At 55.9% G+C, this 21,502-nt stretch carries 21 protein-coding genes; 19 read left to right on the top strand and 2 right to left on the bottom strand.

Annotation, left to right across the window (positions count from 1 at the left end; translation table 11 throughout):
- Positions 1–724 precede the first annotated feature (724 nt).
- The 9 genes from AC0YOA_RS20655 to AC0YOA_RS20615 all read left to right on the top strand — a co-directional run bounded on the left by AC0YOA_RS20655 (position 725) and on the right by AC0YOA_RS20615 (position 12,032).
- Positions 725–1,654, top strand: coding sequence for an ABC transporter permease (locus AC0YOA_RS20655; RefSeq protein WP_210038817.1), 930 nt, complete (start codon positions 725–727; stop codon positions 1,652–1,654).
- A 22-nt stretch (positions 1,655–1,676) separates the two neighbouring features.
- Positions 1,677–2,564: a carbohydrate ABC transporter permease gene (locus AC0YOA_RS20650; RefSeq protein ID WP_210038818.1), complete on the top strand. Its 888-nt coding sequence runs from the start codon at positions 1,677–1,679 to the stop codon at positions 2,562–2,564.
- A 96-nt stretch (positions 2,565–2,660) separates the two neighbouring features.
- The gene (locus AC0YOA_RS20645) at positions 2,661–4,202 is read left to right on the top strand and encodes an ABC transporter substrate-binding protein (protein WP_475788195.1); all 1,542 of its coding nucleotides are present in this window, start codon (positions 2,661–2,663) and stop codon (positions 4,200–4,202) included.
- A 27-nt stretch (positions 4,203–4,229) separates the two neighbouring features.
- Complete coding sequence (locus AC0YOA_RS20640; protein WP_475788194.1) at positions 4,230–6,149, top strand: DUF8034 domain-containing protein; 1,920 nt, start codon at positions 4,230–4,232, stop codon at positions 6,147–6,149.
- 294 nt (positions 6,150–6,443) lie between these two features.
- Complete coding sequence (locus AC0YOA_RS20635; protein ID WP_475788193.1) at positions 6,444–7,349, top strand: aldo/keto reductase; 906 nt, start codon at positions 6,444–6,446, stop codon at positions 7,347–7,349.
- Positions 7,350–7,467: 118 nt separating this feature from the next.
- Complete coding sequence (locus AC0YOA_RS20630; protein WP_475788192.1) at positions 7,468–9,351, top strand: heparinase II/III family protein; 1,884 nt, start codon at positions 7,468–7,470, stop codon at positions 9,349–9,351.
- A 19-nt stretch (positions 9,352–9,370) separates the two neighbouring features.
- Positions 9,371–10,195, top strand: coding sequence for an amidohydrolase family protein (locus AC0YOA_RS20625; protein WP_475788191.1), 825 nt, complete (start codon positions 9,371–9,373; stop codon positions 10,193–10,195).
- Positions 10,196–10,254: 59 nt separating this feature from the next.
- Complete coding sequence (locus AC0YOA_RS20620; RefSeq protein ID WP_475788190.1) at positions 10,255–11,376, top strand: glycoside hydrolase family 88 protein; 1,122 nt, start codon at positions 10,255–10,257, stop codon at positions 11,374–11,376.
- 14 nt (positions 11,377–11,390) lie between these two features.
- Positions 11,391–12,032: a hypothetical protein gene (locus tag AC0YOA_RS20615; RefSeq protein ID WP_475788189.1), complete on the top strand. Its 642-nt coding sequence runs from the start codon at positions 11,391–11,393 to the stop codon at positions 12,030–12,032.
- A gap of 116 nt (positions 12,033–12,148) precedes the next feature.
- Here AC0YOA_RS20615 and AC0YOA_RS20610 read toward each other — a convergent pair whose 3' ends face one another.
- Positions 12,149–12,364 carry a hypothetical protein gene (locus AC0YOA_RS20610; protein ID WP_475770115.1) on the bottom strand — a complete coding sequence of 72 codons (216 nt, stop codon included), beginning with the start codon at positions 12,362–12,364 and terminating at the stop codon, positions 12,149–12,151.
- Between the two features lie 52 nt (positions 12,365–12,416).
- Here AC0YOA_RS20610 and AC0YOA_RS20605 point away from each other — a divergent pair, with 52 nt between their 5' ends.
- From AC0YOA_RS20605 to AC0YOA_RS20590, 4 genes are all read left to right on the top strand, one after another.
- A complete protein-coding gene (locus AC0YOA_RS20605) occupies positions 12,417–12,572 on the top strand; it encodes a hypothetical protein (RefSeq protein ID WP_475788188.1) in 156 nt (51 codons plus the stop codon).
- Between the two features lie 111 nt (positions 12,573–12,683).
- A complete protein-coding gene (locus AC0YOA_RS20600) occupies positions 12,684–13,532 on the top strand; it encodes a protein phosphatase 2C domain-containing protein (protein WP_475788187.1) in 849 nt (282 codons plus the stop codon).
- 30 nt (positions 13,533–13,562) lie between these two features.
- On the top strand, positions 13,563–14,351 hold the full coding sequence (locus tag AC0YOA_RS20595) for a hypothetical protein (protein ID WP_475788186.1): 789 nt from the start codon (positions 13,563–13,565) through the stop codon (positions 14,349–14,351).
- 27 nt (positions 14,352–14,378) lie between these two features.
- Positions 14,379–15,005 (top strand): phosphatase PAP2 family protein, encoded by a 627-nt coding sequence (locus AC0YOA_RS20590; protein ID WP_475788185.1) that lies wholly within the window; start codon positions 14,379–14,381, stop codon positions 15,003–15,005.
- Here the strand turns inward: AC0YOA_RS20590 and AC0YOA_RS20585 are convergent.
- On the bottom strand, positions 14,968–15,153 hold the full coding sequence (locus AC0YOA_RS20585; protein ID WP_475788184.1) for a hypothetical protein: 186 nt from the start codon (positions 15,151–15,153) through the stop codon (positions 14,968–14,970). The two genes, AC0YOA_RS20590 and AC0YOA_RS20585, sit on opposite strands and share 38 nt — an antisense overlap.
- A gap of 374 nt (positions 15,154–15,527) precedes the next feature.
- Here AC0YOA_RS20585 and bioA point away from each other — a divergent pair, with 374 nt between their 5' ends.
- The 6 genes from bioA to bioC are packed head-to-tail and all read left to right on the top strand — an operon-like array spanning position 15,528 to position 21,473.
- Positions 15,528–16,889, top strand: coding sequence for an adenosylmethionine--8-amino-7-oxononanoate transaminase (bioA, locus tag AC0YOA_RS20580; protein ID WP_475788183.1), 1,362 nt, complete (start codon positions 15,528–15,530; stop codon positions 16,887–16,889).
- The gene (gene bioD / locus AC0YOA_RS20575; protein WP_475788182.1) at positions 16,886–17,623 is read left to right on the top strand and encodes a dethiobiotin synthase; all 738 of its coding nucleotides are present in this window, start codon (positions 16,886–16,888) and stop codon (positions 17,621–17,623) included. Before bioA ends, bioD begins: the two co-directional genes overlap by 4 nt.
- 13 nt (positions 17,624–17,636) lie before the next feature.
- Positions 17,637–18,635 carry a biotin synthase BioB gene (bioB, locus tag AC0YOA_RS20570; protein ID WP_475788181.1) on the top strand — a complete coding sequence of 333 codons (999 nt, stop codon included), beginning with the start codon at positions 17,637–17,639 and terminating at the stop codon, positions 18,633–18,635.
- An 18-nt stretch (positions 18,636–18,653) separates the two neighbouring features.
- Entirely contained in the window at positions 18,654–19,832 is a 1,179-nt protein-coding gene (gene bioF, locus AC0YOA_RS20565; RefSeq protein ID WP_475788180.1) for an 8-amino-7-oxononanoate synthase, read from the top strand.
- Positions 19,829–20,641: an alpha/beta hydrolase gene (locus AC0YOA_RS20560; RefSeq protein WP_475788179.1), complete on the top strand. Its 813-nt coding sequence runs from the start codon at positions 19,829–19,831 to the stop codon at positions 20,639–20,641. Before bioF ends, AC0YOA_RS20560 begins: the two co-directional genes overlap by 4 nt.
- A complete protein-coding gene (gene bioC / locus AC0YOA_RS20555; protein WP_475788178.1) occupies positions 20,604–21,473 on the top strand; it encodes a malonyl-ACP O-methyltransferase BioC in 870 nt (289 codons plus the stop codon). The genes AC0YOA_RS20560 and bioC overlap by 38 nt, the downstream gene beginning before the upstream one ends.
- Positions 21,474–21,502: the final 29 nt, after the last annotated feature.

Below are 21,502 nucleotides of genomic sequence, written 5' to 3'. Positions count from 1 at the left end.
GCGGGGCCAGATAGGGGTGGGGCATGAACGGTGGAGCAGACGGGGGGAGCTGTAGTAAGGTTTTTCCTGCTTAGATGGTTTCAAACGGAGATTGGGACCGGTGCAAGCGGTTTTTTCCTTGCTAGAGTGGGTGAATGGGGCAAATGCGTGCTGTGGAGCACGTCCGGGGAGTTGTAGTAAGGTTTTTCCGGCTTAGAGGCTTCAAACCGAGGCTGGGAGCGGTGCAAGCGGGTTTTTCCTTGCTAGAGCGGGCGAATGGGACAAATGCGTGCTGTGGAGCACGACTGGGGAGTTGTAGTAGGGTTTTTCCGGCTTAGAGGCTTCAAACAGAGATTGGGAGCGGTGCAAGCGGGTTTTTCCTTGCTAGAGTGGGCGGATGGGGCAAATGCATATTGTGGAGCACGTCGGGTGAGCTGTAGTAAGGTTTTCCCCACTTTGAGGAATTCAACCCGAGGTCGGCAGCAATGCGGCAGGTTGAGCCACATGAGACATGAACCACATGAGACATAACGGTATAACGCCCAGAGGCCATCGAACGTAGCGGCCGGTATTCCCTGCGGAAAGCCTGCAAAAATCACATTTTAACAGTCATAGCCGGAATGAACAGTTCGAATTGAGCAGCCGGGAAGTGCGCAAATCGCAGTCGATGTATGAATTTAGCAGTGTTCAAGAGGCGGGCGGCAGCTTCATAATCGGAAGTAACACGTCAGAGAGGGGTGAGGCCATGAATTCTACCAGTCGGTTTCGCGCCGGATGGAGGCGCTGGAACAGGAACCGGCAGCTGTTCATTCTTACACTGCCGGCTCTTCTGTTCAAGCTCATCTTTAACTACCTTCCGCTAATCGGTTTGGTAATCGCTTTCAAAAACTACAATTACGCAAAAGGCCTGCTCGGGAGCGACTGGGTCGGATGGGACAACTTCAAGTTTTTCTTCACATCCGACAATGCCTTCCGCATTACCCGCAATACAATCCTGTATAATTCGGCCTTTATTGTGCTGACCATTCTGATTGCCGTCACGCTGGCCATTCTCATGAATGAAATCAACCGGCGTTGGCTGAAGCTGCATCAGACCGTGCTTATTCTGCCCTATTTTCTGTCCTGGGTGGTAATCAGCTACGTGACGCTTGGCTTCTTCGATCAGACGAGCGGTTACCTGAACGAGCTGCTCATCCGTTTCGGGGGCCACCCGGTCAAATGGTATCAGGAATCCCAATATTGGCCTTATATTCTGGTGCTGGTGAAGCTGTGGAAAATGGTCGGCTTCTCGACGCTGATCTACTATGCAGGCATAATCGGGATCGATACGAGTTATTATGAAGCGGCCCGCATCGACGGAGCGAACAAATGGCAGGTCATCACGCGGATTACCGTTCCGCTGCTCGTTCCCTTGATTGTGGTTCTGTTCATTGTGGATGTGGGCAATATCTTCCGCGCCGATTTCGGGCTGTTCTATTTTATTCCCAACGATACGAGCTTCCTGTACGGGACAACGGACGTTATCGATACGTATGTCTACCGCTCCCTGCGCGTTGTCGGCAACATCGGGATGTCCACGGCGATCGGTCTTTACCAGTCGGTTGTGGGGCTGGTGCTGGTGTTAGCGGCAAATGCACTGATCCGAAAAGTCAATTCAGACAACGCCTTATGGTAAGCGTTAGAGGAGGTAAGAATCCATGTCCAATACGGCTAGTGCAAAATCCGCGCAGCTGATCATTAATCTGTTCTTTCTCGTGCTGTCGGCGCTGATCGTCATTCCGCTGCTGCTCGTGATTTCCATATCGATTTCAGACGAAAAATCGCTGCTGACGACCGGGTACCGGCTCATTCCCAGCCATATTAATTTCAGCGCCTACTCCATGATTCTCCAAAATCCCGGCCAGCTGCTGCAGGCTTACGGCGTTACGATTCTGGTTACCGTGGTGGGATCTGTGGCGGGCTTGCTGCTGACCTCAATGGTTGCCTATTCCATCTCCCGGGCGGACTACAGCTACCGGCGGGCCACGACGCTGTATGTGTTCTTCACGCTGCTGTTCAGCGGCGGCCTGGTGCCGTTCTATATTCTCGTGACCCAATATCTGGGCATCAAGGATTCCATCTGGGCCCTGATCATCCCTTATCTGATCAATCCGTTCTATGTGCTGATTATGAAAGGATTCATGGAGAAGCTTCCCGGTGAAATTTATGAGTCGGCAAAAATGGACGGAGCCAGCGAATACCGCATTTTTTTCAAAATCGTGCTGCCTTTGTCCACGCCGGCGCTGGCTACGGTCGGTTTGTTTATCTCCTTCGCCTACTGGAACGACTGGTGGCTGGGGCTCCTGTTCATCGACAACCAGAAGCTGGTTCCGCTGCAGCTGCTGCTGTACCGGATTATGAACACGATTGATTATTTGTCCAATAATATCGACAGGGTGAATGTCCAAATCGACATGACACAGTTTCCGAAGCTGTCCGCCCGCATGGCGATGGCCGTTCTGGCAGCCGGACCGATGATGTTCGTGTTCCCTTTCTTCCAGCGGTATTTTGTAAGCGGACTCACGGTTGGTTCCGTCAAAGGTTAATCCGGTTCATCCGCTTCCGCACGGCCAAGGCCGGACGGACTGTGACACATACAGCTTCAAAGAAGAGATGAATAGAAAACGGGAGGTTACAAGAAGATGACAAAGGCGAAAAACAAAGTGCTCATGGTCATGCTCGGCTTGATGGTTCTGGTTCTTTCCGCTTGCGGTTCCAACACCGGCAATAATGGCGCGAATGACGCAGCCGGCAGTACAAACACCCCGAACTCCGGGGCAGCCGGCGAAACGGCTGACAAAGGCGCCGATACGTCCAAGGAAGTGGAGCTGACCTGGTATTTCCCGGTTTCGGCGGTTCCCGCCGCTATGGATAAGGTCGCTGCGGAAGCGAACAAAATCATCAAGGAAAAAATCAACGCGACTGTCAAATTCATGCCGGTGGCGTTCGGGGATTACACGCAGAAGATGAACACTGTGGTCGCATCCGGGGAGAAAACGGATTTGATCTGGACCTCCAACTGGAATTTTGACTATGTGCAAAATCAGGGCAAGGGCGCATTCCTTCCGCTCAATGAGCTGATTGACAACTATGCGCCGGACGTTAAGGCCAGCATGCCGGATTTTGTCTGGAAGGCAACTGAAATTGACGGGCAAATCTACGGCGTCCCCAATTACCAGACGGTAACGAACCGCGAAGGCTTCCTTATTCAGAAGCGCTATATCGACAAGCTGGGCATAGATATCAGCACGCTCAAGAAGCCTTCCGATCTGACGCCGATTCTGGAGGAAATCCATGCGGACGACAGCTCCGTCATCCCGATGGGCATGGACAACAAAGGGAAATTCGGCAATATGAACCGCACCTACAATATGGAAAATGTCATCACGAATATTGCGGTCATCGATCTGAATGACCCGGGCAAAATCATCAATATGTATGAGACGCCGCAGTACGAGGAATATTTGGCCATGGTGCAGGACTGGTTTGAGAAAGGCTATATTAATCAGGACGCGGCAACGCTCAAGAACGCAGCCAATATGAATCTGACCGGCAATGTCATCACTTCCTATCATAATGTGCTGAAGCCGGGCGGAGAAGCGGAATCGAAGGTTCAGATGGGCGGTCAGGATATGGTTTATGTTCCTGTGACCGATGTATACACCGGCACAAACACGATTATTACGACAATGTCGGCGGTCAGCCGGACGTCCGAGAATCCCGAGCGGGCCATGCAGCTGATTAATCTGGTCAATACGGATAAAGAGTTATATAATCTGCTCATCTACGGAATTGAAGGCACGAACTACACGAAAACGGCGGACGACAAGGTCAAGCTGATTCCGGACAGCGGCTATGCTCTCAGCGATTGGGTACTCGGCAATGTATTCAACGGCTATGTGCTGGACGGCAAGGATCCTGAGGTTGCGAAGCAGACAAAGGCAGAGAACGAATCCGCGAAGCCTTCGCCGATTATGGGCTTCAAGTTCAAATCCGATGCGGTCATGTCGCAAATTGCCAACGTCACCTCCGTGGTAGACGAGTATTCCCCCGGCCTGAATACAGGAGTCATCAGCGCGGCGGATAAGCTGGCCGAATTCCGCGACAAGCTGAAGCAGGCGGGCATTGACGAGATTATTGCAGAAGCGCAGAAGCAGCTCGACGCCTGGAAGGCTTCACAGTAAGGAAACGAAAAGGAGCGAACTTAACCTATGCCATTATCGGGAGAACGGGCGGAAATGCCCATCCTGCAGGCGGACACCCTATGGGCGCCTCCACAATGGGCGCTGACGGAGCGGCTGCTGATCGATACGCTGAACGAGGCGGCATCGGAATTCGTTGCCCGCTACACACGTCCGGACGGAACGCTGATCTGGCGGGACAATTGGCCCGGAATGGATGGATCGGACGATCCTTATGAAGCGTTCATGTATCTGTCTCTGCTCTACACAATTGGCGGGAGCGAGGAGGTCAAGCGGCTTTCCGGCTTCATGTGGGAAGCGCTTACCTGGCAGTGGACCGCGTATGGCCAGATTCATAATGAGTTTGACGGTTATTATGACTGGATGCATCATGGCGAAGGCTATTTATACTTTTATTTTCTGGGCATGAGCGACCCGGAGTCTCTGAAGAACAGGCAGCGGACCGTAAAATTCGCAGCCATGTATACCGGCGACGATCCTGCGGCTCCCAACTATGATAAGGAACTAAGGCTTATCCGCTCGCCGATTACGGGAAGCCGCGGTCCCCGGTTCGACATGACGGAAGAAGACTGGATCACTCACCGGGGGGTGCTGGATCATTATCCGGCTCCCTTCGAGGATCTGGATGGCGTCGATTACGCCAGCGGCACCTGCCGCTGGTCCGACGATCTGATTTACAGGCAAATCATCCAGCGGATGAATGATCGCAAGGCCAAAGGCGATGTGCCGTTGAACCTGAACGCAACGGGATTGATCACCCACGCCTTCCTGTTCACCGGGGATGAAGCCTACCGCATGTGGGTGCTGGGCTATCTGGATGCCTGGAGAGAGCGGACTGCCAGTAACGGGGGGCTGACGCCCGATAACGTTGGTCTAAGCGGGAAGATCGGCGAATACAACGATGGAAAATGGTGGGGAGGCTACTATGGGTGGCGGTGGCCGCACGGCTTCCTGACGATTATCGAGCCGATGATCAATGCGTCGATGAACGCGCTGCTGCTGACAGGCGACAAAAGCCAGCTGGATCTTGCAAGAAGCCAGCTGGATATGAACTGGAGTCTGGGCAAGGAGGATCAGGAGGGACGCTGGGTCACGCCGAACAAGCATACGGATGCCGGATGGACGGATTACCGTATACCCAATGCCGTGTATCCCATTCATCTGTGGAGCGTATCCATGAGCGAAGAGGATCAGCAGCGCGTCCGGCGCATTGCCATTCCGGAGTTTCTGAGACAAATCGATATTCCCGTCGTATCGGGGCGAAATCCGGATTCAGGCAAGGAAACGAAGCATTTCATCGGCAATCTGATTCCGTGGTTCCTGTTCATGCAGGGCGAATTTCCGGAATATCCCCAGCGCATTCTGGACGCCAATTACCGCCTGATCGCACAGCAGCTGGGCAAAATGCGCTCAGAGGCGGGCGATCCTGCCAATTGGGACTGGGAAGATATTAACGGCATCCACGCCTGGCAGGAAATGTGCCCGGTCTATATGGAATCGCTCATACAGCTGACCTTCGGCGCGCCTGCGCATATTTCGCACGGCGGCCTGCAGCACGCCCGCATCCGTTATTATGACGGCCTGGGCAAGCGGCCGGGACTGCCGGAATCGGTCGGCGCTCTGATCGACCGTATATCCGAGACATCCGTTACGCTGACGTTAGTCAATTTAAGCCTGTTCGAGGAGAAGGAAGTTATTTTGCAGGGAGGAAGCTTCGGGGAGCATGCGTTCCGCAAGGCTGAGCTGTATGACGAGGCAGGCAGCAGGACAGGCAGCGCCGACGCGTCCGGCAAGTGGCTGCTGGTCAGGCTGGGCAGGGGCGCAGGCGTCAAACTGGTGCTGCAGATGGACCGCTATGTGAATGCGCCTTCCTATGAAACGCCCTGGCAGCAGGCGGACAGCACGCTCATGCTGCGAGGCAGGACTTAGAAGTCCGGTGATTGTCTGGCGGTGCGGGCGGGAACGGCCGGAGAAACGCAAGCTTACGGCCGTTTCTTCTTGAAAATCAGAACGTATAAAATTTGGCCTCACTTTTTCTGATAATTGTGAGGATGAAACTAACTTTACCGCCAGGGACGGCGATAGCCGTTGCTTCTTGCCAGAATGCATAAGTATCGCATTTATCCATTACTAGAAGGTCCAAGGGAAGTAATTTACGCTGCCGCAAAGGACGGCATTAGCCGTTTCTGCTTGCGGGGGATGATAAAGCAAGGAGGGAATGAAATGCAATATACGACGCTGGGCCAAACCGGCATCCGGGTGTCGAAGCTCGGTCTTGGCGGCGCCCCCCTGGGCGGCGACTTCGGCGCAACTACGGATGAAGAGATAGAGCGCGTCGTTCACACGGCGCTTGATTCCGGCATTAATTTCATCGATACCGCTCCCCTGTACGGCAACGGGCAAAGCGAGCTGCGTATCGGGCGCGCGCTGAAGGGAAGACGCGCCGATACGGTGCTGGCAACCAAAGCCGTGAGGCGCGATCAGGCCTATACGTACGAGAATACCCTAAGCTGCTTCGAGGACAGCCTCCGCCGCCTGCAAACCGATTATATCGATCTCATTCAGCTGCATGAGCTGGAGCGGACGACCTTCGAGGAAGCGATGAACGGGACCGTCGCGGCTTTCCTGAAGCTGAAGGAGGAGGGCAAGGTACGGGCAATCGGCGTCAATGCCGGCAAGCCCGAGCTGCTGCTCCCCTTCATTGCTGCGGGGAAGATTGACATGGTGCAGAATTACGGCCGCTACATGCTGATCGATTTCTCGTCGAAGGACACGCTGCACCCCTTTGCAAGAGAACATGGAGTCGGCATTATCAACGGGAGCGTGCTGGGCATGGGACTGCTCGCGGATTCACCCGCTCCCTTCCTTCAGGGCCGGGAGCTGCTTGAAGAGGCGGAGCGGCGCAAGGCGCAGCTGGACTTTCTGCGCAGGCCCGGACCGAAGGGCCTGATCGAGCCGGCCATGCGCTTCAGCCTGACCTGTCCGGATATTGCCGTTACGCTGACGGGAACCAGCTCCGTGAAATCGCTGCTTAAGAACATCAGCTATTGTGACGGGCAAGGGCTGCCGGAAGCGGAGCTTGCCCGTTTGTATGAGTTGTTTGGTGGGCTCCCACCCGTCTTTGGCTGACAAGAGCCGGAACGAATTCAGGAACCGGCGCCTATACAAAGCCTCCGGCATACGCCGGCAGCGAAGCGCGCTCCAGCAAGTAAATCAGAATGGTTAAGGAAGGCGATGAGCTTAAGCCATGGGCATCGATCAACTGACACTTCGCGAGCTGAAGACGGCGCTTGAAGAAGCGGACAGGGACGGTTATACGTTGTTCCCCGAATCATTAGCGGCCGATAACTGGAAGAAAAGCGCGGCCAAGCCGCTGTTTGCCCCTTTATGGGCGCAGGTGCGGGAGAAGGGCGCGTACTACGCAGCCAATCAGCCCGAAGTTCTGCCGTTCTCCGAATTCATTCTCTTCGGGCAGACGGGAGACAGGCAGACCTTCGAGGCCAAAATATTTGACCGGAGGATGCGCCTTACCGTGCTTTCCCTGCTTAGGCTGACTGACGGTCCCGGCGAATGGGATACGCCGCTTGAAGACTGCCTGTGGGCGATTTGCGAGGAATCGACATGGGTGTTCCCGGCGCATGTGGGGGTATACCGCAATGCGTACCCGGACGATATTTGGGACCGCGAAATTCCGCCGCGCGAATCGGTGGATTTGTTCGCTGCGATCACCGGCTTCGCGCTTGCCGAAATCCTGGCTATGCTCGGAGATACGCTGCATCCCTGGATTCGAAACCGGATCCGCAAGGAGCTGGACAGCCGCATCTTTGGTCCGTTCTTCCGAGATCCGGCGCCGCATACCTGGGAGCTGAAGACCAACAACTGGCCTGCTGTATGCGCGGCTGGCATCGGCGCGTGCGCTATCTATGAAGAACGTGACAGCGAGCGGCTGTCGGGCATGCTGTGGCGGATTATTGACTCGATGAGGAACCATCTGAGCGGTTTCGACGAGGAAGGAGCAACGGCGGAAGGCGTAGCCTATTGGCAGTTCGGCTTCGGGTTCTATGTCTACTTCGCGGAGATGCTGCGCGAGCGGACGGGAGGACGGATTGATCTCCTGGAGGGCGATAAGATCGGACGGATCGTCACTTTTCCGAATGCCTGCCTGCTCTCCGGCAGCAAGGTCGTCAATTTCTCCGATTCGGTGGAGCGGATTGATTTTAATCTGGGCTTGTTTGCGCGGCTGCATTCACGTTTCAGTAATGTCGAGGTGCCGCAGCAGCAGCCTGAGGCCAATCAGCTGTTCACGTATTGGGCCAATACGAGCAGGCTGATGATGTGGACATTGGACGGCGCAGATGCAGCCGAAGCGGCTTCCACAGCTGAAGCTCCGTCCAGCTCGGCTGGGGGTGAGCCGACCCATGAGGATTATTATTTCAAGGGCCACCAATGGGCGATCTCCAAAAGCCGCAGCGGGGATAATTTCATTGCCTTTGCCGCCAAGGGAGGCAGCAACGGGGAGCCGCATAACCACAACGATCTGGGGCACTTTCTGCTGCATGTGAATGGCGTCAGCGTGCTGGCTGACCCGGGAGCCGGCCATTATACGCGGCAATATTTTCAGCCCGGAATCCGGTATGAGACACTGACAGCCGGATCTCATGGGCATTCAGTACCAATTATCGGGGGCAGAAGGCAGTCCGCGGGCAAAGAGTACCGGGCGGAGGTCACCCATTATGCACGCACGGAGGAAGAGGTTGGCTTTGATCTGGATTTAACCGGAGCCTATGACTGTCCAGGCTTGGCCGGGCTGACGCGCCGTTTCCGCTGGAAGCGATCAGCAGCGGGAGCGTTCGAGCTGATGGTAGCGGATTCCCTGCGGTTTGAAGGACAACCGCAATCGGTGGTCGAAGTCTTTATTTCATCGGTTGAGCCGCTGCGGCCGGGGACAGGTACGCTGCTGCTTGGCCCCGTGGAGATGAATTATCAACCGGGGGCTTTTGAGCTGGAAATCGACCCGCAGACCGCCAAAGGGCTGAATGGAGAGGAGCGTGTCTTCTACCGCATTCTTTTGACGGCAATCGGGCCAGATCTGCAGACTGAGAGTGAAGTACGGTTCAAATGGCGGGTGTAATTCAGAAAGGGGTAATCGCATGTATGTAGACAGCCATGTCCATATGTGGGAGCTGGCGCGCGGGGATTATGCATGGATTAAACCGGATACTCCGGTAATTGCGCGGGACTTCATTCCGGAAGATCTGCTGCCTGCGTTGGAGCGGAATCATGTCGATTCGGTAATTCTTGTTCAGGCTGCGGCGACCACTGCGGAGACAGATTACATGCTGGCGCTTGCGGAGAAGGTTCCGTGGATCGCGGGGGTGGTAGGCGGGATGAGCCTGCTGGCGGACGTTTTTGAGCAGGATTACGTCAGGCTGAGGGAGAACCGCCGTTTTGCCGGGATCCGCATCAACGGAGGCGATATTCCGGAGGCCGGAAGCAGCGCCGAGAGCCTGCTGCTGTCCAGGCTTTCCCGCCTGCAGTCGGACGGGCTGACGCTGGATATGCTGGTGACTGCCGCGCACTTGGGAGCTGCCGCCAAGTTACTGTCGAAGCTGCCGGATCTGAAGGCCGTCATCAATCATCTGGGCATTCCAGGCGTGAAGGATGAAGCCTGGGAGCCATGGAGCACGGGAGTCTCGCTGCTGGCGCAGCTTCCTGGCACCGCTTTCAAAATCTCCGGGATGCTGACCCAGGCGGGAGGGTTCTATCCGGAGATGCTCTACCGCTATGTTCATCATCTGTGCGGGGCGGTCGGTCCCAAGCGGGTAATGTTCGGAAGCGACTGGCCTGTTGCGCTGCTCGGGGGCACTTATGACGAAGCAGTAGAATTTTTCGAGAAGGTGCTGCCGTCTGAATGGAGCGAGCCGGAGCGTAAACTTGCACGAAGCCTCAATGCCAGGCGCATCTATGGCGTGTGAAGGCCGGTGGCGGGAGCGCAAGAGATGACGGAACACAAAAAGGATGGGGGAATACAGGGATGCAGGATGCGGAACAGCTTCAATGGGCAGAGGACAAATGGCAGCAGATTATCGGCAAGGTCAGCCTCACAAGCAGGCGAATCGGAGACTCATTTCCCTATATTTCGATAGACGGACAATACTACAATGAAGCGCCGGATTGGTGGACCAATGGCTTCTGGCCGGGGCTGCTTTGGCTGATTTACCGGGAGAACGGAGATGAACGGCTGCGGGATCTTGCCGACTCTGTTGAGAGACAGCTGGATACCCCGCTCCAGCAGTACGAGACGCTGCATCATGATGTCGGCTTCATGTGGAGCCTGACGTCAGTCGCGCAGTACAAGCTGCTGGGCAATCCCGATTCCAGACGCCGCGCCCTGACGGCGGCCAGCCATCTGATGAGCCGTTACAATGCCAAGGGACATTTCATCCGGGCCTGGAACCAGCCGGAACGCGTGGGCTGGGCGATCATCGACTGCCTGATGAATCTCGGCTTGTTATATTGGGCGAGCGAGGAGACGGGGGATCCCCGCTACCGCCATATTGCCATGGAGCATTCGGATATGGCATTGCGCGACATCATCCGCCCGGATGGGTCGAGCAATCATATCGTAAGCTTCGATCCCGAAACGGGGCAGCGGCTTGAGGCGATCTCCGGTCAAGGCTACGCCGCCGACTCGGCCTGGTCCCGCGGAACGGCCTGGGCGCTCTACGGAATGGCGCTTGGCGCGCGGTATACGGGCGAAAGCCGGTATCTGGAATCGGCAAGGAGGACGGCACAGATGTTCCTCGATCATCTGCCGGAGGACGGACTGCCGCCTTATGATTTCCGGGCCCCACATGAGGAGGGCATGGGGATGGACTCCAGCGCCGCCGTTTGCGCAGCCAGCGGAATGCTGGAAATCGCCCGGCTCGTGCCCGCGGCGAATTCCCGGTACTATCGGGATGCGGCATTTGGCATGCTGAAGAAACTGGATGATCGCTGCGGGACCTGGGATGACGACGGGGAAGAGGGCTTGCTGCGCATGGGAACCGCGAATTTTCCGAAGCGGGCATTCGTGAATGTTCCCATGATCTATGGTGATTATTTCTTCGCTGAGGCGATCTGCAAGCTGAGGGGACATGAGGAGCTATTCTGGTAAGGGGGAATATGCGGATGAGAAGACGACTGGCTTATTCCATGCTTAAGACCGGAGGTTCAGAGCCTTTTCTGCATGTCCTTCAGGAGAATGGGGACGTGCTTCAGGCAGCCCTGCAAAATCAGGGCATAAGCACGTTCTCCGTCTTTACGGGCGACAGGCATGTATGCCTGTATTACGAAACGGCAAACGATGATTTTGTTTTTGAATGGGAACCGGCGGCCGGCAGATGGCTGGAGAACTGGCCGGACGAAAGCGGCGGGCAAACGTCGGTATCGATGATCGATATTTTTCATGACGGCTTGCCCGAAGATGCTGATTCCTGGCGCGGCTCGCGCAAGGTGGTGCAGCGTGCCGGAGCGATAGCCCGGCTGAAGCCGGAGCAGTTCGCATCCTATGTCTTCTATCATTACCAGCTGCAGGAGGAGCGGCCCGAGGGCTTCAATAAAACCTATATCATCGGAGTACACGGCACGCTGCTGTTCTCCTATCAGGAGCTTCCGGCAGAGGTGAGCGCTGTCCCGAGGCGAGGGCTTCTGGACAGCAGCCGCACGCCGGAGGATTGGCACGGAACCATGGAGCCTCACTTCGAGCGCTGGGCCGGTGCTGCCCATGGTCAGGAGCTGTGGCGTCCGCTGAGGCTGATTTTCAGCTTTTAGCGGCTGGTCATCAGCCCTGATGGCCTGATCCTCCAGTGGCGCGTTAGGCTCGGCACCGCGCGCGGGCTCCCCGCGCACGGTGTGGGGATGCTTGCTTAGATGGCAGCCACACGCGGTTATCTTTTGCGCAGCTCAAAAAATTCGCAGTCCTTCCGGGCATGATAAGCGACATCGCTGACGCTGGACTGGATAACAACGGTCTGCTCGTCAAAACGGACAATTACCCCGCCCGTATCGGTAATATGATCATCTTTGAAAACACGGATGCGGAACTGGCGCTCCTGCGCTTCACTGAAATCCTGATCCGTCAATAAACGGCGATGCTGTGCCATTCTTCATGCTCCTTTTCATGAATCCCCATTCTTCCACAGGATGGGGATTTTGTTGTTTCAAGCCCGAATCTATGCCCGCTTGAATTCGATCCGGGCCCTGATGCTGCTTGTTCATTGGCCGGTTCGGGTTGATGGGGCCGAACCCGTGACCGGTCTCTATGAGAACAGGTTCATTATGTATCGGAATCATCATAAAGCCAATGCATGAAAATGTCGAGTGCCTGCCTCCCAAGCGGATAACTGCGCCTGCATGCCGATACTTGAATGGTGCCGCAAATACCTCCATAATAATAGAGAACCGACAGGGGGGAGAAGGCTTTTGAAACTGACGAGTGTTACCGTAAAAGGCGTAAGTCCGTGGAACGAGGATTCCCTCATAGTGAATGAAGAAGCCGGACTGTTCGGCGTTGTGGACGGGGCCACCTCGCTCGTTCCTTATACGGGAGCCGGTGGGGAGACCGGGGGTTATCTGGCCGCGAGGCTGATCGCCGATTATTGCGATGCTCAGGAAGCCGTGGCAGTTTCTCCGCTTGGACTGCTGGAGGAGGCGAACCGGCTGCTGCGCGCGGGCATGCTGGACGCGGGCATACGCCCGGAGCGGAAAGAAGAGCTGTGGAGCGCATGCGCCGTCCTGATTCATATCGGGGAGAAATGGATTGAATTCGCCCATGCCGGCGACTGTATGCTGGCAGCTTACTATAACGATGGCACGATACGGATCATCACACATGATCAACTGGCCCATGTCGACGACCGGACAAAAGCTGTTTGGGCCGAGGGGGTTCAGGCGGGACTGGCGACGCGGGCGGAGCTGTGGGAATATGCCAAGCCGCAGATCATAAAGGGGCGGGATCTGGCTAACGCGCCGGGGGGCTACGCCGTGCTGAACGGTGATCCGGGATTCGCGGATTTTGCGGAATTCGGGCGGATCAGCCGGACCAATATCGAGTCGCTCCTGCTATTGTCCGACGGTCTGTACATACCGAAGCAAGCAGGCGAATCCGATCGCGAGGGAGCGCTGGAGATCGCCTTCAAGGTGCGGGAGATGGGCCTTCAACCTTATATCGACTGGCTTCTTGCCCTGGAAGAATCCGATCCCGACTGCGTGATATATCCCCGGGTCAAGAAATCGGACGACAAGACGGCGATTGTGATCAGCTTCACTTGAGTCATAAGTCCGCTAATATGGAGGCTGTTTATGTTTGAGCATTATGTGGGCATCGATTATTCCGGCAAAGCTTCACCGAGGCAAAAGCATACCTCGATTCAGGTATTTGAGGCCCTTGCCGGCGGGGAGCCGCAGCGTGCGCGTCATAACCGGAGCTGGTCGCGCCAGGGCTGTTACGCCTATCTGGCGGATTCGCTCAGAGCGCAGCAGGAAGGCAAACGGGGGACGATGATTGTGGGAATGGATCACGGGCTGTCCTTTCCTTTGTCCTATTTTCGGGACGAGCGTCCGCATAAGCCGGCTTTGCCTGACTGGATGGCCTTTTTGCGGCATTTTGACGAGCATTGGGGGGAGGCGAGGGAGAAGCCGGTGTCGGCGATTGCCTCCCCGACGCTGCCTTATCCGAACCCGACGGAGCTGAGAGTGACGGAGAAGTACACGTCTTCCGCGAAAAGTGTGCTTCACCTGAATCCGACGCTGATCTCCGTGGCGTTCTCCACGCATGCCGGGCTGCCCTGGATCTACGATCTACGCAGGGAGTTCGCCGATATCTTGCACGTCTGGCCTTATGACGGTCTCGAGCCGCCCCCGCACAAGAGCGTGATTGCGGAGGTGTATCCTTCGCTGCTGCACAACCGGTATTCGTACCCCGGGGAGCTTGCCAAACGGGACGAGCGGGATGCTTATGCCATCGCGCTTTGGCTGCACGAGCAGGACCGGTCCGGCGGACTGGGGCATTATATGAGCTTGTCCACACTGACGCCGCAGCAGAAAGCGGAGATTGTTCCTTTGGAAGGCTGGATTCTCGGCGTACTGTGATTTATAGAATATGGAGGTAAATGTTTGATGTGGGTTTTGTTGCTGCTGCTAGCTTTAGCCGGATTCGGGGGGCTTTCCCTGCTTGTCCAAAGAGACAGCCTAAAGCAGTTTGATCTTTCAATTATTCATGCCGTTCAAGGCTGGGAAAATGATTGGCTCACCCGGATTGCAAATGGCTTGTCCTATTTTGGTTCCTCGAAAATCGCCGTTCCATTCTCGCTTGTTATCGCCGTTCTGCTTGCTGTGGTGTTCAAGCACCGCAGGGAGATTGTATTGTTTATCGCCGCTTTGCTCGGCTCGTGGATGCTCAATGAAACGTTGAAAGCCCTGTATCAGCGGGCCCGTCCGGATATACACCGTATTGCCACGGAAGTTGGCTTCAGCTTCCCCAGCGGCCATTCCATGTCGGCCTTCACCTTGTACGGCATATTAACCTTTCTGCTGTGGCGGCATCTGTCCACCAAGCGCTGGCGAATTGCCCTGATCGCCTTCAGCCTGTTCATGATACTGTGCATGGGCCTGTCCCGCATCTATCTCGGCGTTCATTATCCATCCGATGTGCTCGGCGGTTACTGGGTCAGCGCCTGCTGGATCACCTTGTGCATCCGCCTGTTCCTCATCTGGCAAAGACGGACTGCAGCCGGCAGAGCGTAGCAGGGCTGCCTGTTGCCTGCCCTGTCTCCAGCCCGCGGTTCTTCAGCCGCAAATTCCCCACCCCATTCTGCTGATCCAGTCCCACCGCTTCTGGCAGCTCATCTCTTCGCACCGCGCGCAGCTCCCGGCACGCGGTGTTTCGCTGCATGAAGGTTCCCTCATCCGGTATTCAGCCTTATTCGGAAGCAGCCTGTAGGGCGGGCTTCGTGACCCCATTCTTCGGCATCGTTTTACTTGTTGGCAGACTCCGAGTAAACAATAGGTGGATAAGCCGTGTTAAATTTATATCCTTGAGAAGGTACATTGGATTGTATGCCAGCCAGCAGACGCATGGAGGATGGCTATTAAACGGGATGAAGGAAGCTATAAAGATGCCCCAGCTGTATTGTACGATGCGATAAAACCGCCGTATGCTTTCCCTTTACAGACATATGCGGGTTTGCTACAATGGCTTTACTTAATTGTTAACCACATTTTTATTTATGGTTAACAATTGAAATGCCTAATGGATGGTGATGTCTTGTGCATACGGATTACGAACGGCTTGCTGCTATAAGCCAGGCGCATCTATGGAATCCTTTTACCCAAATGAAAGACTATCATGCCTCGGAACCTCTCATTATCGAACGAGGCGAAGGCATCAGGCTGTACGATATTCACGGCAGGGCTTATTTTGACGGCTTCTCCTCGGTTTGGCTTAATATTCACGGACATAACGTGCCGGAGCTGAATCAGGCCATAACGGACCAGCTGGGCCGCGTCGCGCACTCCACCCTTCTTGGCATGGGCAATGTGCCCGCCATTGAGCTTGCCGGGAAGCTGGCCGAAATTACTCCGCCAGGTCTGACGAAAGTCTTCTACTCCGATTCCGGAGCAACCGGTGTCGAAATTGCCATCAAGATGGCTTTTCAATATTGGCATAACCGGGGTGTGCGGGGCAAAACGCAGTTTATCACGATGAATCAGGCGTACCACGGGGATACGATCGGCGCGGTCAGTGTCGGTGCGATTCCGCTGTACCATGATGTGTTCCGTCCCATGCTTTTTTCTTCCCATGTCATTCCTTATCCTTATGCCTACCGCTGCGAGGGCGGAGAAGCAGAAGCATTGGAAACTACGCTTACCGCCCTGCGCAGGCTGCTCCATTCGCAGGCGGCCAGCATTGCCGCTCTGATCGTAGAGCCGATTGTGCAGGGGGCTTCGGGCATCATCGTGATGCCGCCTGGCTGCTTGCGGGAAATCGCGAAGCTGTGCCGCGAGCATGATGTCCTGCTAATCGCCGATGAGGTGGCGACTGGCTTCGGCAGGACGGGAGAGATGTTCGCGTGCGACCTTGAAGGGGTTTCCCCTGATCTGATGATCATCGGCAAAGGTCTTACGGGCGGTTATTTGCCTGTGGCGGCGACGCTTGCGACCGATGAAGTGTATGACGCGTTTTATGCCGATTACGAGGAGCAGAAAACTTTTTTTCACGGTCATTCCTTTACGGGAAACCCGCTTGGCTGTGCCGTGGCGCTGGCCAGCCTGAAGCTGTTTGAAGAGCGCAGTATGCTGTCAGGGGTTCGGGCCAAGGCATCTTTGGTGGAGCATAGGCTCGCAGAGCTTAAAGAACGCCCGCATGTTGGGGACATCCGCCAGCAGGGACTGATGATTGGAATCGAGCTTGTACGCGACAAGAATACACGCGAACCGTACGACTGGGTGGAGCGAATCGGCGTCCGGACAAGTCTTAAAGCCAGAGAACTCGGCATGCTGACGAGGCCGCTCGGCAATGTGATCGTGTTCATCCCTCCGCTTGCCAGCAGCGAAGCGGAATTGGAGCTCATGACGGCTATTTTGGTGGAAGCGATAATTTGCGTCACCGAGAGCGGGCCGGCGGCATGAACCAAACGAATGCACAGCCAATAAGAGGACTATTCGTGACGGGTACGGACACCGGCGTTGGCAAAACGGTCGTCACAGCGGCTATCGCCGCTGCACTTCGCGCCGAAGGAAGGAATGTCGGCGTCTGGAAGCCGGTTCAATCCGGCAGCACTTTTGGCAGTGGAAGGACTGATGCCCAGCAGCTGTTGAAGAGCACCGGGATCGATGAACTGCCGGAGGCGGTGGCTCCCTTCTCGTTTGCCGCTCCGCTTACACCGCTGCTCGCAGCCCGGGAAGCGGGAGTGACCCTTACGCTGGAGAAGCTGATTGCATCCGGCGGACCGCTTGCCAAGCGTTACGATGCGCTCCTTGTAGAGGGAGCGGGAGGCGTGGCTGTTCCGCTGACAGAGGATGCCCTCGTGGCGGACCTGATGGCAGAGCTTCGTCTGCCCGCACTTATTGTGGTCCGATCCGGCCTCGGCACGATTAACCACACGCTGTTGACGGTGTCATACCTGAAGCTTCGATTAATTTCCATTGTCGGTATCATCCTGAACGATGGCGAGTCGGCAGAAACGCATGACGATCCGAGCCTCTCCACAAATGCAGAGCTGATCGAACATTACAGCAGCATTCCGGTGCTTGGCCGTCTTCCCCGGATTCATGCCCCGGAGGATACGAACACGCTGGTACATACCGTACGGCAACATATTCAATTCGCACTGGTCAAAGAGGCGCTTTTGGCTAGAAATTAGGGAGATGACCGAGATGAACACAATTTCAATTCAAATAGAATGGCAATCGTTCGCCCAAAAGTCGTTAAATGGGGAATGCTTGACACTGGAAGAAGGGCTCGCCGTTCTGGAAGCCGGCAATGACGAGCTGCTGCCGCTCATGCATGCCGCGTTCAGTGTGAGGAAGTTCTTTTACGGCAGGAAGGTTAAGCTAAATATGATCATCAATGCCAAAAGCGGGTTGTGTCCCGAAGATTGCGGCTACTGCTCGCAGTCCATCGTATCGACGGCTTCCATACAAAAATACAGCCTGCTGGATAAAGATACCCTGCTCGCCGGAGCGCGCGAAGCCATGGCGCGCAAAGCCGGAACCTACTGCATCGTAGCCTCGGGAAAAGGACCGACGGACAAGGAACTGGAGCAGGTAGCGGACGCGGTACAGGAAATCCGCAGAACCATGCCGCTCAAAATATGCGCTTGTCTGGGCTTGTTAAAGGACGGCCAGGCCGAGCGGCTGGCGGAAGCGGGCGTGCATAGGTACAACCATAACCTGAATACAAGTAAAGCGAACTACCCGGCAATCACCACTACCCACACTTATGGACAGCGTGTAGAAACTGTGGAAAAGGTGAAAGCCTACGGCATGTCTCCCTGCTCCGGAGTCATTATCGGCATGGGCGAGACCCATCAGGAAATTGTGGAAATGGCTTTTGCGCTCCGCGAGCTTGATGTGGATTCCATCCCGGTCAATTTTCTTAATGCGATACCGGGGACACCCCTGGAAAAGGCGAACCGTGTACCGGCCTTAAAAGCGCTGAGGGTGCTGGCCTTGTTCAGATTTATATGCCCCTCCAAAGAAATCCGCGTGGCCGGCGGCCGCGAGGTCAACCTTCGTACGCTGCAGCCGCTGTCTCTATATGCAGCCAATTCCCTGTTTGTGGGCGATTATTTGACGACAGCCGGACAACATGTATCCGAAGATCATCAAATGATTGAAGATATGGGCTTTGAAATTGAAATTAGTGCTCTGTGAGGGTAGGGCGGAATGATCATGAACTGGATGGAAAAAGAGCTTGAAATGATGACTGACGCTTCGCTGGAACGCACCTTGCGAGCCAGCGCTCCGGTGCCCGGATGCCCGGGTTACATCATGCGCGGGGGAAGAAAGCTGCTCGATTTGTCTTCCAACGATTATCTGGGACTTGCGCAGCATTACGCGATTAATGAAGCGATGCGCGAAGCTCAGTCCGCCGAAGGGGCCGGCTCCGGCGCTTCGCGCCTGGTGACGGGCAACCGGCCGTCCTTCGGCCGCTTGGAAACTGTGCTGGCCCTGTGGCAGAGCTGCGAGGCAGCGCTTGTTTTTGCCAATGGCTACATGGCCAATACCGGGGTCATCGCCGCGCTGGCAGGCAGAGGCGATGTTGTATTCAGCGATCAGATGAACCATGCGAGCATCGTGGATGGCGTCATACTAAGCCGCGCGGAGCATGCCCGATACCGCCATAACGATATGGAGCATTTGCGGGCTTTATTGAATAAGCACCGGGATAAAAAGAAGAAGCTGATCGTGACAGATGCCGTCTTCTCGATGGATGGCGACCAGGCTCCGCTGCGCGAGCTCGCAGCGATCAAGCGTGAATACGGTGCCATGCTGATGGTGGACGAGGCGCATAGCGGAGGGATATACGGCAGGCGCGGCGAGGGATTATGCCATGAGCTTGGCGTGCAGGCGGATGTGGATGTACATATGGGAACATTCAGCAAAGCGTTTGGGGTTTACGGCGCTTATGTCTGCGGCAGCCGTACGCTGATCCGATGGCTGATAAACAAGGCTAGAACTTTGATCTATTCGACCGCCCTACCCGCATCCATAGTTGCTGGTATCGCCAAAGCGCTGGAGCTGGTTCAGACCGAGCATTGGCGCCGGGAACGGCTTAATGCTGCGGGCAGGAGACTGCGCTCTTCGCTTGGTGCCGCCGGTTTCAATATCGCTGCGGGAGATTCCCCGATCATCCCCGTCATTATTGGCGATAATGCAGCTGTCTTGCGTTTCGGCAGCGCTCTGGAGGCAGCGGGTATTGCATCGGCGGCAATCCGTCCGCCGACTGTTCCCAAGGGCACGGCGCGGATTCGCTTCTCGTTGTCCGCCGCCCACACGGAACGGGAGCTGGCCGATGCCGCGGCACTCATCTGTGCCGCTGCCCTTCAATCTGGGGTGGCAGTTGGATGAGGCATTCGGGTAACGGGCCACCAATGCAGATGGAGTCCAGGGGCACGATTTTGTGGCTGACTGGATGGAGCATGCCGGATACGATTTTTGACCAGCTTCGCTCGCAGCTGCCGGATTTTCAACATGTTTCCGCACAGTACAGCGCTGCCGATTCCGAGGAGGCGATACTGCTTTTGACGGAAGCGGCAGTCAGGAAGGCTCTGTCTCCAGACCGGGCTGCCAGTCTGACAAAAACTCGCTGCGGCCCCCTTCTGATTGGAGGCTGGTCGCTTGGCGCTTTGCTGGTGCTGAGACTGGCGGCTACAGGCTGGGCCGATGGTCTCGTCCTGTTTGCGGCCAACGCAAGATTTATCCGCTCCAGGGAAGAGTCAGACCGTGGCTGGGCAGATATCTACCTCAGGCAGATGATTACAGGTCTTACGAAAAATCGGGATGCCGTAGAGGCCCAATTTCGACAGCTTTTGCTAACGGAGGCGGAATGGAAGAGCGGACTTGGCGCCAGCCTTCCGCCGGCAGGCAGCTGGACTACTCCGGCGCTCCTTGCAGGTCTTCAGATTCTGAGGAAAGAGGAATGCCAGTCTCAGCTTCCGGCAATCCTTTGTCCGGCTCTGCTTATACATGGAATAGAGGATAAAATTTGCCCATACGGCGCTGCGTTAGAGCTTGCGGCACAATTGCCGCGGGCAGAGCTGCTGGCCCTGCCCGCATGCGGGCATGCGCCTTTCCTGGGAAGGGAAGCTGATCTGGCCGATGAAATAAGGAGATGGTGGTATGAGCAGCGGCAAGCAGGCAATCCGGCACCAATTTAACCGAAGCGCAGCGGGTATGTATGATATTCACTCCCGAGTGCAGCGCGATATGGCAGACCGGGTGGCGAGATCCCTGGTCCGATGGAAGAGTGAGACGGACATGGCCGGGTTGGATATTCTGGAGATCGGCTGCGGCACGGGCGCGCTGACTGAAAAATTGGCCGGCCAATGGCCTCGCGCATCGATGACGGCTCTTGATATTGCGCCCGCTATGATCGATGCGGCCAAGCATAGGCTTCAGTTGGACAAGGCCAACCAGGAGGGCGGAATTCGCAAACGGCGCGATCCTGTACGTTTTGTTCAGGCCGATGTCGAATTATGGGCGGCTGATGCACCGAAAGACGCATACGATCTCATCGTTTCCAACGCCTGTTTTCAATGGCTGGACAATCCAGGACAAACGCTTGGCCACATTCAGCGGCTGCTCCGCTCAGGAGGACTGTTGACATTCGCCACCTTTGGGCCGGATACCTTCAATGAGCTCCATGCGTCCTTTGATGAAGCTTATACAGCCAGCGGGCATGCGCCGCAGCGGCACGGGCTTTCCTTTCAATCGGCAGATGGCTGGGTTAATCTTCTTAATGAAGCGGGATTTGTGAATATTCGCTGTGAGGGTTTTATTCAAAGGGAAATCTACGCATCCCCCAGGGAATTTCTCCACTCGGTCAAGGCGATGGGGGCCAGCACATCCCGGGCAGACACAACACGCAGTATCGGGACGCGCCGCCTGTTTGCCGATATGTATAAGTCATATGAGGACAAATTCAGCATACAGGGGGGCATTGCTGCCACTTACGACGTTCTGATCATTCAAGCAGAAGCCTCCCGTTAGTGCCATGGTCACGAATTAGGCCCGGATTT

This window comes from Paenibacillus sp. JT22N12 (genome assembly GCF_056269365.1).
The sequence above is the reverse complement of the archived record's forward strand: the minus strand, read 5'-3'. Positions and strand labels throughout refer to the sequence as shown.

Excerpts from the sequence above, each read along its gene's own strand:
- AC0YOA_RS20655 (WP_210038817.1), top strand. The coding sequence starts at position 725 with ATGAATTCTACCAGTCGGTTTCGCGCCGGATGGAGGCGCTGGAACAGG.
- AC0YOA_RS20650 (WP_210038818.1), top strand. The coding sequence starts at position 1,677 with ATGTCCAATACGGCTAGTGCAAAATCCGCGCAGCTGATCATTAATCTG.
- AC0YOA_RS20645 (WP_475788195.1), top strand. The coding sequence starts at position 2,661 with ATGACAAAGGCGAAAAACAAAGTGCTCATGGTCATGCTCGGCTTGATG.
- AC0YOA_RS20640 (WP_475788194.1), top strand. The coding sequence starts at position 4,230 with ATGCCATTATCGGGAGAACGGGCGGAAATGCCCATCCTGCAGGCGGAC.
- AC0YOA_RS20635 (WP_475788193.1), top strand. The coding sequence starts at position 6,444 with ATGCAATATACGACGCTGGGCCAAACCGGCATCCGGGTGTCGAAGCTC.
- AC0YOA_RS20630 (WP_475788192.1), top strand. The coding sequence starts at position 7,468 with ATGGGCATCGATCAACTGACACTTCGCGAGCTGAAGACGGCGCTTGAA.
- AC0YOA_RS20625 (WP_475788191.1), top strand. The coding sequence starts at position 9,371 with ATGTATGTAGACAGCCATGTCCATATGTGGGAGCTGGCGCGCGGGGAT.
- AC0YOA_RS20620 (WP_475788190.1), top strand. The coding sequence starts at position 10,255 with ATGCAGGATGCGGAACAGCTTCAATGGGCAGAGGACAAATGGCAGCAG.
- AC0YOA_RS20615 (WP_475788189.1), top strand. The coding sequence starts at position 11,391 with ATGAGAAGACGACTGGCTTATTCCATGCTTAAGACCGGAGGTTCAGAG.
- AC0YOA_RS20610 (WP_475770115.1), bottom strand. The coding sequence starts at position 12,364 with ATGGCACAGCATCGCCGTTTATTGACGGATCAGGATTTCAGTGAAGCG.
- AC0YOA_RS20595 (WP_475788186.1), top strand. The coding sequence starts at position 13,563 with ATGTTTGAGCATTATGTGGGCATCGATTATTCCGGCAAAGCTTCACCG.
- AC0YOA_RS20590 (WP_475788185.1), top strand. The coding sequence starts at position 14,379 with ATGTGGGTTTTGTTGCTGCTGCTAGCTTTAGCCGGATTCGGGGGGCTT.
- AC0YOA_RS20585 (WP_475788184.1), bottom strand. The coding sequence starts at position 15,153 with ATGCAGCGAAACACCGCGTGCCGGGAGCTGCGCGCGGTGCGAAGAGAT.
- bioD (WP_475788182.1), top strand. The coding sequence starts at position 16,886 with ATGAACCAAACGAATGCACAGCCAATAAGAGGACTATTCGTGACGGGT.
- bioB (WP_475788181.1), top strand. The coding sequence starts at position 17,637 with ATGAACACAATTTCAATTCAAATAGAATGGCAATCGTTCGCCCAAAAG.
- bioF (WP_475788180.1), top strand. The coding sequence starts at position 18,654 with ATGAACTGGATGGAAAAAGAGCTTGAAATGATGACTGACGCTTCGCTG.
- AC0YOA_RS20560 (WP_475788179.1), top strand. The coding sequence starts at position 19,829 with ATGAGGCATTCGGGTAACGGGCCACCAATGCAGATGGAGTCCAGGGGC.
- bioC (WP_475788178.1), top strand. The coding sequence starts at position 20,604 with ATGAGCAGCGGCAAGCAGGCAATCCGGCACCAATTTAACCGAAGCGCA.